Below are 16,426 nucleotides of genomic sequence, written 5' to 3' on the forward strand. Positions count from 1 at the left end.
ATGCCTCGTCGACCGCGGCTGCTCGCGCCTGTCGCCGCAGCCGTGGTCGTCATCATCGCGGCATTGATGCTGGCCGCGAACTTCTGGACCGACTACAAGTGGTTCAACTCTGTTGGCTACACGTCGGTCTTCACGACCGAGCTGTGGACACGGGTCATGCTGTTCGCCGGTGGCGGATTGGTAATGGCGCTCATCGTCGGGGCCAGCATCTACTTCGCATACCGCATGCGCCCGCTCGCGCGGCCAATGAGCATCGAGCAGCAGGGCCTCGACCGGTACCGGATGTCGGTCGACCCGCACCGCAAGCTGATCTTCTGGCTGGTCATCGGTGGACTCGGGCTGATCGCGGGAGCCTCGGCGAGCGGTGAGTGGGGCACCTACCTGCAGTTCGCCAACTCCACCTCGTTCGAGGAGACCGACCCCCAGTTCGGCATCGACATCTCGTTCTTCGCGTTCACCTACCCCTTCCTGCGGGTGATCCTCGGCTACCTGTTCTTCGCGGTTGTGGTCGCGTTCATCGCGGCGGTCATCGTGCACTACCTGTACGGCGGTGTCCGGCTGCAGGCGGAGGGACAGCGCGCCACTCCCGCTGCGCGGGTGCACATGTCGGTGCTGCTCGGCGTCTTCGTACTGCTGAAAGCGGCGGCGTACTGGCTCGACCGCTACGGGCTGGTCTTCTCGGACGGCGGCTACGCCTACGGCGCGTCCTACACCGACGTCACGGCAGTGCTCTACGCGAAGATGATCCTCTTCGTCATCGCGCTCATCTGCACGGCGCTGTTCTTCGCGAACATCTACTTCAAGAACGCGATGGTGCCGACGGTCAGCCTCGGCCTGCTCGTGCTCTCGGCCGTCCTCGTCGGCGGGGTCTACCCGGCGATCATCCAGCAGTTCGAGGTGAATCCGAACGAGCAGCGGCTGGAGCGGCCCTACATCGAGCGCAACATCCAGGCCACCCGCGACGCTTACGGCATCGCCAACTCGGAGGTCGAGACCTACGACGCGCAGACCGAACTGGGGACCGAGGAGCTGTCCGAGGAGACCGAGAAGATCCCGAGCGTGCGCCTCGTCGACCCCGCGGTGGTCTCGCAGACCTTCCAGCAGATGCAGCAGGTGCGCGGTTTCTACGAGTTCCCCGAGGTGCTGTCGGTCGACCGGTACGACGACGCCGAGGGCAACTCGGTCGACACCATCATCGCCGCGCGCGAACTGTCCGGGCCGCCGGAAGGCCAGGACAACTGGCTGACCCGGCACATGGTCTACACGCACGGGTTCGGCATCGTCGCGGCGGCGGGCAACCAGGTCGACGGCGAGGGCCGCCCCGCCTTCACCGAGTACAACATCCCGCCCACCGGCGAACTTTCCGACGTGGTCGGCGAGTACGAGCCGCGGATCTACTTCGGCCGCGAGGGCGCCGATTACGTCATCGTCAACGCCGAGCCCGAGTACGACTACCCGCTCGACTCCGGTGCCGAGGACGTGCCCACCACCGAGGACGCCGATCCCACGCAGGGCGGAGCCGACCCCGACGCCGAGGCCGACAACGCCCGGGCGCCCGGCCAGGCCCCTCCCGCGACGCAGCGCGCCGACGGTGAACAGGGCGGCGACGGTGAGCAGGGCGGCGACGGTGAGCAGGGCGGCGGCGAAGGAAACGGCGGCGAAGGCGGAAACGGCGGCGAAGGCGGAAACGGCGGCCAAGAAGGCGGCACCGGGGGCGACAGCCAGGCCACCAACCAGTACGGGGGCGACGGCGGCGTTCTCCTCAGTAACTTCTTCGACCGGATCCTGTACGCGATCAAGTACCAGGACGCGGACATCCTGCTGAACGACGCGATCAATGACGAGTCGCAGATCCTCTACGAGCGCGACCCCGCCGACCGCGTCGAGAAGGTGGCCCCGTTCCTCACGGCCGACGGCAAGTCGTACCCGACCGTTGTTGACGGCCGCGTGCAGTGGGTGGTCGACGCCTACACGACGTCCGACGGCTACCCGTACTCGTCGCCGATCGACCTGTCCAACGCCACGGAGGACACCTTCACCGAGGGCACCGACACGGTGCAGGCCCTGCCGGGCAACCAGATCAACTACATCCGCAACTCCGTCAAGGCCACGGTCGACGCCTACGACGGCACGGTCACGCTGTACGGCTGGGAGGAGGACGACCCGGTCCTGCAGACCTGGTCCAAGGCGTTCCCCGAGGTCATGACCGAACGCGGTGAGATGGAGGACGAGCTAGAGCAGCACATGCGCTACCCCGATGACATCTACAAGGTGCAGCGGGAGATCATGAAGCGCTACCACATCACCGACCCCGACGCCTTCTACGGCGGCCAGGACTTCTGGGACGTGCCGGCCGATCCCACCGAGGATGGGGATACGCCCGAGCCGGCGTACCGGCAGACGGTGCACTTCCCAGGGGACGACCAGGCGAGCTTCGCGCTGACGTCGACGTTCGTGCCACGAGGCAGGGAGAACCTGTCCGCGTACATGGCCGTCAACAGCGACCCCAGCTCCGAGGACTACGGCAAGCTGCGCCTACTGGAACTGCCACGCAGCACGGTGATCCTCGGCCCCGGCCAGGTGCAGAACGCGTTCGACTCCGACGCGGACATCCGCGAGGTGCTGCTGCCGCTGGAGCAGAGCGAGGCCGAGGTGACCAACGGCAACCTGCTAACGCTGCCGTTCGCCGGAGGACTCCTCTACGTCGAGCCGCTCTACGTGCAGGCGGGTGGTGGCGGCGAAGCCTCCTTCCCGCTGCTCCAGCAGGTGATGGTCGGGTTCGGTGACGAGGTCGCCATCGGCAGCAACCTGGAGGAAGCCCTGAACAACCTGTTCGAGGGCGGCGAGGGACCGCTGGACGACGGTCAAGGCGGCGGCGAGGAGGCCGCCGAGGATGCCGACGCTGAAGGCGACGGTGGTGACGGTGGTGACGGTGGCACCGACCCCAGCGAGCTCACCGAGGCGCTGAACGACGCCAATGAGGCCTACCAGGAGGGCCAGGAGGCGCTTGAGGAAGGCGACTTCACCGCCTATGACGAGGCCAACGACCGGCTCCAGGACGCCCTGGAACGCGCGGAGGAGGCCAGCTAGGTGCGGCCCGGCCAACCCGGGACGTCTCCCTAACGGGCGGCACGCCCTGAGCGGTGCCTGAACGAGCAGAGGGCCTTCTGAGGCCGGTGCGGATCGCAACATCCGCACCGCCCCTCAGGAGGCCCTCGTGCGTCACCGCACCGTTGCGCTGGCCCCCGACCCGGCCGGCTCCCGCGGGTCGCTCAACCGCGCTCGGCGGCAGGGCCCTGGACGCGGCCATCCTGGTGCCCTTCGAGGGCTATGCCGGAAAGTACGTCTTCCACTGCCACAACCTGGAGCACGAGGACATGATGAGGCTAATTTCAGGGCTGTGCGATGAAGGGACGCGTTCCGCTGGATCGGCGCGGTCCACCGCCCCTTCCCTCTGCTGCGGCGCTGCCCAGGAGCCGAATCCAGGCCCACGTGCGCCAAGCGGGGTAAGTGGGCGCACTCGCGGCTCCTGGTGCGGCACAGGGCAGCACACGGGCGTGTGGGGCTCTCCTGCCGCGTGTCCGGCAACGGCGTCCTCCGGCGCCGGAAGTTGTCTCCGGTCACTGGTTCCACCTGGAAACCGATTTGCACACTGCTCCCGTGACCTCTAGTGTTGTAAACACATCGACGCGGGGTGGAGCAGTTCGGTAGCTCGCTGGGCTCATAACCCAGAGGTCGCAGGTTCAAATCCTGTCCCCGCTACTGCGAAGGAACAAGGACCCGGGCACTCATTCGAGTGACCGGGTCCTTTTCGTTTCGGCAACCGGCCGCCGCCGAATCACTCCTCTACCGCCTCCCTGGTGCCCGGAAGCGATGCCGGCCCGGCGCGCCGAAGGGCTACGGGACGCTCTTGAGCAGGCCGCCGTCGATCACGTAGTCGCTGCCGGTGATGCTGCCCGCCCGCGAGGACGCCAGGAACGCCACCAGCTCGGCGACCTCGTGGGGTTCGGCCACCCGCCCCGTTGTCATCGACATCGACTCCGGCAGCGCGCGGTCCATGAAGTCGTCGGGCGTCGTGCCGAACTGCTCCGCCATGTGCTGGGCGAAGCCGTCCGGGGCGGTCCACAGCGGTGTGCGGACCGGCCCCGGCGACACCGTGTTGACCCGGATGCCCTGCGGGGTGAGCTCCTCAGCCAGGGCCTTGCCGAGATTGGTCAGGGCCGCTTTCGCCGCGCTGTACGGGGCGATCATCCCCACAGGGAACCTGGCGTTCGCCGAACTGATATTGACGATGCTCGCCCAATCGCGCCCACGCATCGCCGGAAGCGCGCTTCGGACCATGCGGACCGTGGTGAACAGCGTCGCGTCGAAGATCCGCTGCCACTGCTCGTCGGTGAACTCGGTGCTGGACGGCGCCGGCTCACTGACCCCGAGATTGTTGACCAGGACGTCGATCCCGCCATGCCGGTCGACCGCGGCCTGCACAAGCTCCTGGGGCCCGTCAGGGCGGGTGAGGTCGGTCTCGATGGCCAACACGTCGTACTCGGCCAACAGAGCCTTCAGGCCGTCGGTGATGGTCCGCGAACCCACCACCACACCGGCCCCCTCGGCCGCCAGGGCCGATGCGGTCGCCAGCCCGATGCCCTTGCTTCCGCCGGTGATGACGACGCTCTTGTTGTTCAGGTTCAGATCCATGGCTCTCAGCCTGCCGCGTCGGACCACCCTCGTCTGGCGGAATCCGGACGTGGTGATGGGCGGCCGGGATCGCCCGTGTAGCGGAGGAAACCGATTTGCACACTGCTCCCGTGACCTCTAGTGTTGTAAACACATCGACGCGGGGTGGAGCAGTTCGGTAGCTCGCTGGGCTCATAACCCAGAGGTCGCAGGTTCAAATCCTGTCCCCGCTACGAGCCCGAGGGCCCGTCTGGTCAGAAGCAAAGCTTCTTCCCAGGCGGGCTCTTCGCGTTTGGTCCGGGGGTGACCCCCGGAGCCCCCAGGTGGGGGTGACTCCGTGGGCCCGTCTGGTCAGAAGTAAAGCTTCTTCCCAGGCGGGCTCTTCGCGTTTGGTCCGGGGGTGACCCCCGGAGCCCCCAGGTGGGGGTGAGTCCGTGGGCCTGTCTGGTCAGAAGTAAAGCTTCTTCCCAGGCGGGCTCTTCGCGTTTGGTCCGGGGGTGACCCCCGGAGCCCCCAGGTGGGGGTGAGTCCGTGGGCCTGTCTGGTCAGAAGTAAAGCTTCTTCCCAGGCGGGCTCTTCGCGTTTGGTCCGGGGGTGACCCCCGGAGCCCCCAGGTGGGGGTGAGTCCGTGGGCCTGTCTGGTCAGAAGTAAAGCTTCTTCCCAGGCGGGCTCTTCGCGTTTGGTCCGGGGGCGACCCCCGGAGCCCCCAGGTGCGCTCTGGAGCGGAAGCCGGTGTGCCGCGATGATTCCTGTGGATGGCGCTGGTCATTCTTCGTGACACGAGCTCTAGTCACGGGGGTTCAGGGATGCGAGACCTGATCGTCACCGAGAACATCACGTTCGACGGTGTCATTGACGCCGAGGGCGGATGGTTCAGCGTGGCCAACGACACCGAGGCCGACCAGTCCGATATCAACAAGGCCCTCAGCGAACAGAGCGCGGCGGCTGACGCCGTCGTCTTCGGGCGGGTGACCTTCGAGGCCATGCGCGGCTACTGGCCGAAGCAGACCGACGACACCACGGGGGTCAGCGACTACCTCAACACCGTGTCGAAGTACGTCTTCTCCAGCACGCTCGGCGACCCGGAATGGGAGAACACGACCGTACTCCGCGGAGGACTCCGCGACGAGATCGCGGCGCTGAAGAACGCGCCGGGTAAGGATATCGTCACCACGGGCAGCATCACGCTGGTCCGGGCGCTTGTCGGGACCGGACTCGTTGACGAGTACCGGCTGTTCGTGTACCCCGTCGTGCTCGGACGCGGTGCGCGGCTGTTCGCCGACGCGACGGAGGTAGGGCACTTGCGGCTGGTCGAGTGCCGGCCGTTCCGGTCCGGTGTTGTCCTCCTGCGCTACCGGCCCGCCCCGGACACCTCCGCGGCGGTGGGTTAACCGACCCGGAAGCCGTCGCAGGAGATGAACGTGCCGCTGTCCTCATCGGCGTCGTCCCCGGCGCTTGCCGACCAGATGACGGTGTAGGTGCCCTCGGCCAGGGACCCCGGGGCGTCCGGGAAGTCCTCGGGGTAGGCGAGGGTGGCCCACTCGTCGCCGCTGAGCGCGGTCTCGGCCTCAACCCGCTCTTCCGCGGGGGTGAGGACCTGGACGACGACGTCGCGGTCCTCGGTCTTCTCGGTGTCGCGTACTCCGAGTTCCGCCTGGGCGTCGTCGGCGACCTTCTTTCTGGGCGCGGACGTCTGCCACGCACCAGGGACGGTGCTGTTCGCACTCGGCTCGCAGGTGACGGTCTCGGGATCGAACCGCAGTTCGGCGAGCTCGGGATCGTTCGCTCCGTTCCCGGAGGTGTCGTCGGGCGCGACCATCGACTCGAGCTCTTCCTTGGATGGCCCGGGGTCGCCGCCGCACCCCGAGAGGGCCAGAGCGCCGATTACGGCGGCGGGAAGCGCGACCCGCCAGAGGGAACGGGGTGGAGCTGGGAATTCGGACACGAGCGGCAGACTACTACGGACAGTCCCGCACCGCGTACGAATCCCGGGAGCGCCCTCAGGTGATCCGGATCGGAGTCGGTCCGCCGTTGAGCCAGGTGAGCACCTGGTCGTGCAGCAACCCATTGGTGCACACCAGGGCACCCCCGTCGGTGAATCGCTGACTGCGCAGGTCAGTGGCGCGTCCCCCGGCCTCCTCCAGCAGCACAGGCATCGGGGCAGCGTCCCAGATGGACAGCTCCGGTTCGGCGGCGATGTCCACCGCTCCCTCGGCGACCATGACGTGCGACCAGAAGTCGCCGTAGGCGCGGGTCCGCCACACCGATCGGGTCAGACCGAGGAAGGAGTCGAGCCGGTTCTGCTGCTCCCATTCGGAGAGGTCGGAGAAGGACAACGAGGCGTCCGAGAGTTCGGAGACCCCCGAGACCGTGCACCGCGTGGCCTTGGTCAGGCTGCGTCCGTTCCAGGTGCCGCCGCCTCGGGAGGCCCACCAGCGGCGCGACAGCGCGGGCGCGGACACTACGCCCATGACCGGTTGGTCGCCCTCGGTGAGGGCGATCATGGTCGCCCAGACCGGTACACCGCGTACGTAGTTGCGGGTGCCGTCGATGGGGTCGAGCACCCAGACACGATGGCTCGAACCGGTCCGGCCGTACTCCTCACCGACAACGGCGTCGCGGGGCCGCGCACGAGCGAGCACGCCCCTGAGCGTCTCCTCCACCGACCGGTCGGCTTCGGTGACGGGAGTGAGATCCGGTTTCGTGTCGACCTTCAGGTCGAGAGACCGGAAGTGTTTGAGGGAGATGTCATCCGCCGCGTCAGCGAGTACGTGAGCGAGACGGAGATCATCGTCGAAGGACGCCATGGCGCGTAACGCTACCCTCCCGGAGGCCGGCGGCCGGGAGCCGGCGCCCCTGCGTGATCGGAGTGTTAACCGTTCCTGCCGCCAGTATGGCCTGTCGGTGCTTTTCCCGGGCACGCGGCCCCGCGCACGGTTCGGGTAGCGCGACCCACCCAGCTCGCCTCGCGGTGGCTCGCTGGGTCGCGGGCGCGGTTACGAGGAGAAGTCCAGCCCTTCGGCGTCCTCGTCGAGGGTCCGCTCCACGAACTCCGGATTGTCGTTCAGCCAGGTGCGGGCGCCTTCCGCCTGGTCGTCGGAGTACTCGTTGATGATCACCTCTTCGAGTGGCTCAAGCTCCTCCGCGGACAGGTTGAAGTTCTCCAGCCACCCGTTGAGCTCGGAGTAGTCGTCCGCGAAGCCCTCGCGGGCCACCGTGTGGATCTCCTCGCCCTCGCCGAACGAGCCCTCGGGGTCTTCGAGGTCCTTGAGGTCGTGGTTGACGTAGGCGATGTGCGGATGCCACAGCGTGACGAGGACCGGTTCCTCCTCGGCGATCGCGCTCTCCAGCTCGGACAGCATCGCCGGGGTGGAGGACTCGACGAGCTCGTAGTCGTTCTCCAGCCCGTAGTCGGGAATGACGTCGTTCTGGGTCCGCTGCACGAGGCCCGAGCCGGCCTCGATCCCGACGATCTCGCCGCCGAAGAGGTCGGCGTTGTCGGGGAGGTCTTCGATGGAGTCGACCTCGTCGACGTAGTCGGGCACGGTCAGGTGCAGGGTCGCGCCGTCGTACCAGGTTCCGACGTCCTCGATCTGGTCGCCGTACTCGTCCCAGTACTCCCCGTGCGTGCCAGGAAGGTAAGCGGTCATGAACACGTCGATGTCGCCCTGGGCCACACCCTGGAACATCGGTGCGACGTCGACGTCCTGGATCTCGACGTCGTAGCCCTTCTCCTCCAGGATGGTCTGCCACACGTTGGTGACGGCGATGTTCTCGTCCCATGGAACGGAGCCGATAGTGATGGGCTGTGCGGTACCCGAATCCGGCTGAGGGGCGTTGTTGTCCGGCTGCGGGGCGTTGGAGAACGTGCGTGCGACCACCGCGCCCACGCCGGCGACCAGGACGAGCGCGCCGATCGCGGCGGTGATGGCTATCGACGGAGCGCGTGGGCGCGAAGTGTTCGGGGCTGGGTCCGGCTGCGGGGTAGGGGCGGGGCTGCCCCGTTCCGGCGGCGCGGGCGTGCCCGGGACGCGGAAGCGGGACGCTGCGGGGCTGGCAGGCTCGTGGGGCGGTGGTGGCTGTGGCGGGGCCGGAGCCGGTGCGGGGGCGGTGTCGGGCGGGTCGCTAGGCGGCGGCACCATGGCCCAGTTGTGGTTGATGATGGTCGCGGCTGTGTCGGCGGCTTCGCTGTCGGGGGTGTGGCCGTAGCTGGTGGCGACCATGGGTACCAGGGTGGTGGAGCCGGGCCGGGCGGCGGGGTCTTTGGCGAGGGCGCGGGTGACGGACTCGGCCAGCTCGGTGGGGAGCCCGGTAAGGTCGGGGTGTTCGTTGAGGACCCGGTACATCAGTGTTTCGGCGGTGCCGGTGCCGAAGGGGGCCCGGCCGGTGGCGGCGTAGGCCACCAGGGCGCCCCAGGCGAAGACATCGGCTTCGGGGCCGGTGTGGCCGCGGAACCGTTCCGGGCTCATCCATCCCGGCGAGCCCACCACGCCCCCGGTGCGGGTGATCGCGGACTCGTCCACCGCCCGGGCGATGCCGAAGTCGAGCACTTTGGGGCCGTCGGCGGCCAGGATCACGTTGGCGGGTTTGAGGTCGCGGTGGACGACCCCGGCGGCGTGGATCGCGGCGATGGCCTCGGCCAGGCCCACCGCCATCCCCTGTGTTAGGCCGGGTTCCAGCGCACCGTTGTGTTTGACACGGTGGTGCAGGGTGGGGCCGGCCACGTAAGGGCTGGCGTACCACGGCTGGCCCTGGCGGGTGGTGTCGGCGGCGATGACCGGGGCGATGCAGCGCGAGCCGACCCGGCGCATCAGTTCCACCTCGCGGGCGAACCGGTCGCGGAACTCCGGGTCGTCGGCGAACTCGCCGCGGATCAGTTTCAGCGCCACCCAGCGCCCGTGGCCATCGGTGCCGCCGTAGACCACCCCCATACCGCCCGCGCCCAACCGCCCGTGGATGTCAAAGGAGCCGATACGGGTGGGGTCACTATCGGTCAGAGCAAACAGGGGCGGCCGCTGAGTGTTCACACGCGGTCCTCGTCGTGAAGGAAACGCCAACCGTGGCGGGACAAGGATGAACCTCTCCCGCGTCCGACAGCATACGCGCGCACGCGTCACACAAAACCGCCGCGACCGGTGGTGGCCGCCATCGCCGGACACCAGCCGGGGCGAGCCCCTGTCGTCCCACTTGCCAGCACCACCGCGAGCGCACGTGGATTCCTCCTGGGTGAATCCGAACAGTGAGGCGGGTAACCGTTCTCGTTGGCGGCGGCACAGCCGGAAACGCCTGGCCGACGCCGCGGAACGTGCGCACCAACGCCGCCACTGGCGGGGCTTCAGCACCGCGCTGGTATCCGCGCTAACGGAGCGCTGACCCACGCGGGTGGTGACTCCGCCGCACCCGCTACTGCTGTGCCCTACTGTCGTCCGCGCCTTCGCGGCTGGCGAGCAGTCGGCGCAGCGAGGACACGCGATCTGCGTCGAGGCGGCCCGCGGCGGTCCCGGAGTCCAGGGCACAACCGGGGACGTCCGCGGTGTGCGCGCAGCCTGGCGGGCACTCCGCCACGGCCTCGTCGAGATCGGGGAACCCCGCGACGACGTCGTCCGGGCTGATATGGGCCAGGCCGAAGCTGCGCACCCCGGGAGTGTCGATGATCCAGCCGTCCGGCAGGGTCAGCGCGACCGCGGACGCGGAGGTGTGCCGGCCGCGTCCGGTCACCGGGTTGACGTCGCCCACGGCGCGCCCGGCCTCCGGGATGAGGAGGTTGACCAGCGTGGACTTGCCGACACCCGAGGACCCCACAAGTACGCTCACGCGACCCGCCAGTTGCTCCCGCAGCGGGTCAAGGTCGCCGTCCCGGCTCGTCACGACGGACGGAAGGTCGAGGGCGGAATAGGTCTCCAGCACGTCGTCGGGTGCGGCGAGGTCGACCTTGGTCAGGCAGAGGAGCGGCCGCAGGCCGGCGTCGTACGCCGCCACCAGGCAGCGGTCGATGAAACGCGGCTGCGGGGGAGGGTCGGCCAGCGAGCTGACGATCACCAACTGGTCGGCGTTGGCGACGATGACCCGCTCCACGGGATCGGTGTCGTCGGCGGTCCGGCGGAGCACCGACCGGCGCTCCTCTACGCGCACCACCCGGGCGAGCGAATCGGGGCGCCCCGAAAGGTCGCCGACCAGGCGCACCCGGTCGCCCACGGTGATGCTGCCCCGCCCGAGCTCGCGTGCCTTCATGGCGACCACCGTGCGGTCCTCGACCAGGCAGGTGTAGCGTCCGCGGTCCACCGCGGTGACGAACCCCGGTTTGGCGTCCTCGTGCTTGGGGCGCTTGCGGGTGCGTGGCCGCGACCCGCCCCGCGCACGGACCGGGACGTCGTCCTCGTCGAGGTACCGGCGGCCCGTACTCACGCCGCGACCTCGGCCCACATATCGGGGAAATCGGGCAGGGTCTTGCTGGTGGTGGCGATGTTCTCCACCTGCACGCCGGGAACCGCGAGCCCGATCACGGCGCCGGAGGTCGCCATGCGGTGGTCGTCGTAGCTGTGGAACACGTCGCCGTGCAGGAGGCGCGGCCGGATCAGCAGGCCGTCGGGGAGCTCCTCGGCGTCGCCGCCCAGACGGTTGATCTCGTGGACCAGCGCGGCGATGCGGTCGGTCTCGTGCCGCCGCAGGTGGCCGATCCCGGTGAGGCGCGACGGTGTGCTCGCCAGGGCGGCCACGGCGGCGATCGTCGGGGTGAGCTCGCCAACGTCGCGCAGGTCGGCGGTGATCCCCGTGATGTCGCCGGTGCCGGCCATCGTCAGCCCTTCCGGTCCGGTGGATACCTTGCCGCCCATGCGGGTGAAGAGGTCGCGTAGGGCGTCGCCGGGCTGGGTCGTGTGTTCCGGCCAGTCGCGGATGGTCACCCGGCCGTCCGTGACGAGCGCCGCCGCCAGGAACGGAGCCGCGTTGGAGAGGTCGGGCTCCACGCCGATCTCGGTGGCCTTGATCGTTTCCGGCTCGACCAGCCACGTCCCGGGTGCCGACACGTCGACCCGCACCCCGACGTCGCGCAGCATCGCCACCGTCATGTCCAGGTGCGGCTGTGACGGGACCGGGGGACCGCTGTGCCGGATGTGCACACCCTGGTCGAACCGGGGCCCGTTGAGCAGTAGTGCGGAGACGAACTGGGATGAGCCGGAGGCGTCGAGGTCCACGGTGCCGCCCGGCAGGGAGCCGGTTCCGTGGATGATGAGGGGGAGCGCGCCGCGCCCGCCATCGTCGATGCTGGCGCCCAAGGCGCGCAGAGCCGAGATGAGTGTCCCGATGGGGCGTTCCCGTGCCCGCGGGTCGCCGTCGAACCGTACGGCACCGTCGGCTGTGGCGGCGAGCGGTGGGACGAACCGCATCACGGTGCCCGCGTTGCCCACCTCCAGCGTTGCCGGCCCCGTTGGCGCCGAGGGGGCGACCGACCAGTCGCGGCCCTCGTCGGCGACTCCGATGCCGAGGGAGCGCAGAGCGCCCGCCATGAGCTCGGTGTCGCGGCTGCGAAGCGGACGCCGGACAACAGCAGGTGTCTCCGAAAGCGCCGCGAGGATCAGGGCGCGGTTGGTCATGGACTTGGAGCCGGGCAGGCTCACCGTGGCGTCCACGGGCCCCTGTGCGAGTGGCGCGGGCCAGGCCGGTGCGGAATCGGGCATACTCCAAAGGCTATCGGGAAGCGCGCGGTCAGCTTTGCCGGAAGCAGGCGCGATGCGCGAGGCTGGAAGCCCCGTCGGCAACGCTGGCGGGCAGAAACCGGGGACGAAACGGGGCGTTGTGACTGACAAGACCCACCACTACGAGGTGCGCACCCGCTGGACTGGTGAAACCGGGGCGGGCACGGCGACGTACCGCGGGTTCGAGCGCGCGCACGACATCGAGGCCGACGGAAGGCCCGCGCTGCAGGGCTCGGCCGACTCCGCCTTCCGCGGCGACCCCGGCCGCTGGAACCCCGAACTGTTCCTGGTCGCCGCGCTCAGCGAGTGCCACATGCTGTCGTACCTGGCGCTCGCCCCGGCGGCCGGTGTCAACGTGCTGGGCTATACCGACACGGCGAGCGGGAGCATGGTGACGCACGCCACCGCCTCGGGCGAGTTCACCGAGGTCGTCCTGCGGCCGCACGTGACAGTGGCCGAGGAGGCGATGGCCGGTGCCGCAGCGGAGCTGCACAAGAAGGCCAACGAGAAGTGCTTCATCGCCCGCTCGGTGAACTTCCCGGTCCGCCACGAGCCAACGATCACGGTCGCGGACAGCGACTGACCAGCGGCGGGGGATCAGGCCCCGGGAAAAGCCGCGCCGCCACCGATGAGTTCCTCCGTGCTTCGGGGTCTACACCGACGACTGGACTCGGGGCCGCTACACATGGAGGAACTATGGCACCGGAACAGGGGTCCGAACAGGCAGTGCGCAACCAGGCCGCGGCCAACGCTCCCGGGCGCGGGATGGCGGTCGCGCTGTGGGTGCTGCAGGCGGTGCTCGCGCTTTTCCTCGCCTTCGCCAGTGCGCTGCCCAAGCTCATCGCGCACCCGTCGGCGACCGAAACTTTTGACCGGATCGGCTACGGGGACTGGTTCATGTACCTCATCGGCGTCCTGGAGCTCGCCGGTGCCATCGGGCTGCTGGTCCCGTTGCTGTCCGGAATAGCCGCTACCGCCCTCAGCGGCCTCATGGTCGGCGCGTTCGTTTACCAGGTGACCGTGTTCGAGGGCGAGTTCTGGTTCACCCCGGTCATCCTGCTGGTTCTGTTCGCCCTCATCGCCTGGGGACGCCGGGACCGTACGGCGCGGCTGCTCACCCTGCTCGCCGGGCGCACGTGAGCTCAGCGCCGTACGGCGCACTCTGGACCAGCGTCTGCGCTGGTCGCCCCGCGGGCAGGACGCGGCCGGTGCCCGCCGGGCCCTCTTTGGCGGCCGGTGGTTTGCTGCGGTGGGATAATGGGGCAATGTGTGGTCGTTACGCGCAGGCGCGCAGCCGGCATGATCTGCAGTTGGCGTTCGACTTCCCGGAGACCGGCGAGTCGGACGGGGGCGACCCTCGGACGTGGCCTCCGCTGGAGGAGTTGGCGCCCGACTACAACGTCGCCCCGGGGAAGTCGGTCTACGCCGTGCTCGGCACGCCGCCCGGCGAGGCGGAGCAGGGCGGGCGTCCGGCCGGGCCGCAGTCCCTGCGCACCCTGCGCTGGGGGCTGGTGCCCTTCTGGGCCAAGGAACGCAACATCGGCTACAAGATGATCAACGCGCGAAGCGAGACCGTCGCCGAGAAACCGGCCTTCCGCAAGGCGTTCGCCCGGCGCCGCTGCCTGCTTCCGGCCGACGCCTACTACGAGTGGCAGCTCCTGCCCGAGGACGCACCGGGGACGGCCGAGCCCGGAACCTCGCCCACCACGGATCCGGGGCATAAGCGCCGCAAGTCCCGGGCGCGCAAGCGCCCCTTCGCGATCCGTTACGCCGACGGCTCCCCGCTCGCTCTCGCGGGCCTCTTCGAACGGTGGCGCGACCCCGAGCTTCCCGAGGAGGACCCCGCCGCCTGGCTGTGGACCTGTGCCGTTGTCACTACGGAGGCCGCGCCGGAACTGAGCCACATCCACGACCGGATGCCGATCGCCGTCCCGCGCCAGGGGTGGGACACCTGGCTCGACCCCACCGCCGAACTGTCCGTACTGCGGGAGGTCATGGCCGCCACGCCGGTGCACGACTTCGCGGTGCACCAGGTCAGCGACGCGGTCAGCCGCACTCGCAACAACGGTCCCGAGCTGCTGGAGCCGGTTGACGACGCGCCGGACCCGGGCAGTGGTGCGCTTTTCTAAGCCGGGACGGGCTGGATCGTTCCGGACCCGCGCGGGTAAAGTGGCCCCGATCATATGGTCGCCGGCGTCCACATGACGGGCGCCACACGCCGTGACGACGGCGTGGACACACGTGAAAATCCGCGGGAGCTCGCGCCATGGCGGGCTGAGAGGGTGGCTGTCCCCACGAGGACCGGCGTCACCGACCGCAGAACCTGTTCGGGTAATTCCGGCGTAGGGAGGCATGCCTTGACGGCGCTTGACGACCGTAGTGTCCAACCCACCGTGACCTCCGGCCCCATCGTGGGCTCGGAGAAGGTCTACCACGAGATCGAGGACCCGGGGTCCGGAGATACGCTCCGCATCCCGCACCGGCGGGTTGGGCTCAGCAATGGCAGCCACATCGACCTGTACGACACCTCTGGCCCGTACACCGACTCCTCCGTGCCCATTGACGTGCACGCGGGGCTGTCGCGCTCGCGGGAGGACTGGATCAACGGCCGCGAGCCCATCAAGGGCGCGGTCACCCAACTGGCCTATGCCAAGGCCGGCGTCATCACCCCCGAGATGCGGTTCATCGCCGCCCGCGAGGGCATGGACCCCGAGTTCGTGCGCTCCGAGGTCGCCATCGGCCGGGCGGTCATCCCGGTCAACCGGCAACATCCCGAGTCCGAACCGATGATCATCGGCAAGAACTTCCTGGTGAAGGTGAACGCCAACATCGGCAACTCCGCGGTCACCTCCTCGGTCGAGGAGGAGGTGGAGAAGATGGTGTGGGCAAGCCGGTGGGGTGCCGACACGCTCATGGACCTCTCCACCGGCAAGCGCATCCACGAGACCCGCGAGTGGATCATGCGGAACTCGCCGGTGCCGGTGGGAACTGTCCCGATCTACCAGGCGCTGGAGAAGGTCGACGGCGACCCCGCCGAGCTGACCTGGGAGATCTACCGCGACACCGTAATCGAGCAGGCGGAGCAGGGCGTTGACTACATGACGGTGCACGCAGGTGTGCTGCTCCGCTATGTCCCGCTCACCGCGCAGCGCGTCACCGGCATCGTCTCGCGCGGGGGCTCGATCATGGCGGCCTGGTGCCTGGCCCACCACACGGAGAGCTTCCTCTACACGCACTTCGAGGAGCTCTGCGAGATCCTGCGCGCGTACGACATCACGTTCTCGCTGGGGGACGGGCTACGGCCGGGGTCCATCGCCGACGCCAACGACGAGGCGCAGTTCGCCGAGCTGCGCACTCTCGGCGAACTGACGCACATCGCACGGTCCCGCGACGTCCAGGTGATGATCGAGGGACCCGGACACGTGCCGATGCACAAGATCGCCGAGAACGTCCGGTTGGAGGAGGAGCTGTGCGGGGAGGCCCCGTTCTACACCCTGGGGCCGCTGGCGACCGACGTCGCGCCCGGCTACGACCACATCACCTCCGCCATCGGGGCGGCGCAGATCGGCTGGCACGGTACCGCGATGCTGTGCTACGTGACTCCGAAGGAGCATCTGGGACTGCCCAACCGCAATGACGTCAAGACCGGCGTCATTACCTACAAGATCGCCGCGCACTCCGCCGACCTCGCCAAGGGGCACCCGCGGGCCCAGGAGTGGGACGACACCCTCTCCCAGGCGCGGTTCGACTTCCGCTGGCAGGACCAGTTCCACCTGGCGCTGGATCCGGAGACGGCCCAGGCGTTCCACGACGAGACGCTTCCGGCCGAGCCGGCCAAGACGGCGCACTTCTGCTCGATGTGCGGGCCCAAGTTCTGCTCGATGAAGATCACGCAGGACGTCCGCAAGTACGCCGAGGAGCATGGCCTCTCGACGGTCGCGGCGATCGAGAAGGGTATGCAGGACAAGTCCGAGGAGTTCGCGGAGCACGGCAAGCGGGTCTACCTGCCGGTAGCGGAGTAGCACCCCGGGTTGCTGTGGTGGTCCCGGCGGCCGGC

General features: G+C 68.9%; 12 protein-coding genes and 2 tRNA genes. 8 read left to right on the plus strand and 6 right to left on the minus strand.

Annotated features, from left to right (window positions below):
• Both F4561_RS03650 and F4561_RS03655 read left to right on the plus strand, forming a co-directional pair.
• Complete coding sequence (locus tag F4561_RS03650; RefSeq protein WP_184574770.1) at window positions 1–3,090, plus strand: UPF0182 family membrane protein; 3,090 nt, start codon at window positions 1–3, stop codon at window positions 3,088–3,090.
• Between the two features lie 598 nt (window positions 3,091–3,688).
• A tRNA-Met gene (locus tag F4561_RS03655) sits at window positions 3,689–3,762 on the plus strand.
• A 135-nt stretch (window positions 3,763–3,897) separates the two neighbouring features.
• Here the strand turns inward: F4561_RS03655 and F4561_RS03660 are convergent.
• A complete protein-coding gene (locus tag F4561_RS03660) occupies window positions 3,898–4,695 on the minus strand; it encodes an SDR family NAD(P)-dependent oxidoreductase (protein WP_184574772.1) in 798 nt (265 codons plus the stop codon).
• A gap of 138 nt (window positions 4,696–4,833) precedes the next feature.
• On the opposite strand from F4561_RS03660, the gene F4561_RS03665 reads away from it, so the two are divergent.
• Both F4561_RS03665 and F4561_RS03670 read left to right on the plus strand, forming a co-directional pair.
• Window positions 4,834–4,907, plus strand: a tRNA-Met gene (locus tag F4561_RS03665).
• A 574-nt stretch (window positions 4,908–5,481) separates the two neighbouring features.
• Window positions 5,482–6,066 (plus strand): dihydrofolate reductase family protein, encoded by a 585-nt coding sequence (locus tag F4561_RS03670; protein WP_184574774.1) that lies wholly within the window; start codon window positions 5,482–5,484, stop codon window positions 6,064–6,066.
• On the opposite strand, the gene F4561_RS03675 is transcribed toward F4561_RS03670, so the two are convergent.
• The 5 genes from F4561_RS03675 to aroA form a co-directional block, all read right to left on the minus strand.
• Window positions 6,063–6,620 (minus strand): hypothetical protein, encoded by a 558-nt coding sequence (locus F4561_RS03675; RefSeq protein WP_184574776.1) that lies wholly within the window; start codon window positions 6,618–6,620, stop codon window positions 6,063–6,065. The two genes, F4561_RS03670 and F4561_RS03675, sit on opposite strands and share 4 nt — an antisense overlap.
• Before the next feature lie 55 nt (window positions 6,621–6,675).
• Window positions 6,676–7,482 carry a histidinol-phosphatase gene (gene hisN / locus F4561_RS03680; RefSeq protein WP_184574778.1) on the minus strand — a complete coding sequence of 269 codons (807 nt, stop codon included), beginning with the start codon at window positions 7,480–7,482 and terminating at the stop codon, window positions 6,676–6,678.
• Window positions 7,483–7,671: 189 nt separating this feature from the next.
• Window positions 7,672–9,702, minus strand: a complete 2,031-nt coding sequence (locus tag F4561_RS33095) for a glycine betaine ABC transporter substrate-binding protein (RefSeq protein ID WP_312885129.1) — start codon at window positions 9,700–9,702, stop codon at window positions 7,672–7,674.
• 376 nt (window positions 9,703–10,078) lie between these two features.
• Window positions 10,079–11,098: a ribosome small subunit-dependent GTPase A gene (gene rsgA, locus F4561_RS03695; RefSeq protein ID WP_376773628.1), complete on the minus strand. Its 1,020-nt coding sequence runs from the start codon at window positions 11,096–11,098 to the stop codon at window positions 10,079–10,081.
• On the minus strand, window positions 11,077–12,351 hold the full coding sequence (aroA, locus tag F4561_RS03700; protein ID WP_184574782.1) for a 3-phosphoshikimate 1-carboxyvinyltransferase: 1,275 nt from the start codon (window positions 12,349–12,351) through the stop codon (window positions 11,077–11,079). The genes rsgA and aroA overlap by 22 nt, the downstream gene beginning before the upstream one ends.
• Window positions 12,352–12,469: 118 nt before the next feature.
• On the opposite strand from aroA, the gene F4561_RS33100 reads away from it, so the two are divergent.
• From F4561_RS33100 to thiC, 4 genes are all read left to right on the plus strand, one after another.
• A complete protein-coding gene (locus tag F4561_RS33100) occupies window positions 12,470–12,952 on the plus strand; it encodes an OsmC family protein (RefSeq protein WP_312885130.1) in 483 nt (160 codons plus the stop codon).
• 113 nt (window positions 12,953–13,065) lie between these two features.
• On the plus strand, window positions 13,066–13,509 hold the full coding sequence (locus tag F4561_RS03710; RefSeq protein WP_184574786.1) for a DoxX family protein: 444 nt from the start codon (window positions 13,066–13,068) through the stop codon (window positions 13,507–13,509).
• A gap of 125 nt (window positions 13,510–13,634) precedes the next feature.
• Window positions 13,635–14,498 carry an SOS response-associated peptidase gene (locus F4561_RS03715; protein WP_184574788.1) on the plus strand — a complete coding sequence of 288 codons (864 nt, stop codon included), beginning with the start codon at window positions 13,635–13,637 and terminating at the stop codon, window positions 14,496–14,498.
• Between the two features lie 228 nt (window positions 14,499–14,726).
• Window positions 14,727–16,391 (plus strand): phosphomethylpyrimidine synthase ThiC, encoded by a 1,665-nt coding sequence (gene thiC / locus F4561_RS03720; RefSeq protein WP_184574790.1) that lies wholly within the window; start codon window positions 14,727–14,729, stop codon window positions 16,389–16,391.
• Window positions 16,392–16,426: the final 35 nt, after the last annotated feature.

Origin of the sequence: Lipingzhangella halophila (assembly GCF_014203805.1) — a bacterium.
In the GTDB taxonomy this organism is placed as follows: domain Bacteria; phylum Actinomycetota; class Actinomycetes; order Streptosporangiales; family Streptosporangiaceae; genus Lipingzhangella; species Lipingzhangella halophila.

Bases quoted from the DNA above. Each gene is read 5' to 3' on its own strand.
- F4561_RS03650 (WP_184574770.1), top strand. From the start codon at position 1: ATGCCTCGTCGACCGCGGCTGCTCGCGCCTGTCGCCGCAGCCGTGGTC.
- F4561_RS03660 (WP_184574772.1), bottom strand. From the start codon at position 4,695: ATGGATCTGAACCTGAACAACAAGAGCGTCGTCATCACCGGCGGAAGC.
- F4561_RS03670 (WP_184574774.1), top strand. From the start codon at position 5,482: ATGCGAGACCTGATCGTCACCGAGAACATCACGTTCGACGGTGTCATT.
- hisN (WP_184574778.1), bottom strand. From the start codon at position 7,482: ATGGCGTCCTTCGACGATGATCTCCGTCTCGCTCACGTACTCGCTGAC.
- aroA (WP_184574782.1), bottom strand. From the start codon at position 12,351: ATGCCCGATTCCGCACCGGCCTGGCCCGCGCCACTCGCACAGGGGCCC.
- F4561_RS03710 (WP_184574786.1), top strand. From the start codon at position 13,066: ATGGCACCGGAACAGGGGTCCGAACAGGCAGTGCGCAACCAGGCCGCG.
- F4561_RS03715 (WP_184574788.1), top strand. From the start codon at position 13,635: ATGTGTGGTCGTTACGCGCAGGCGCGCAGCCGGCATGATCTGCAGTTG.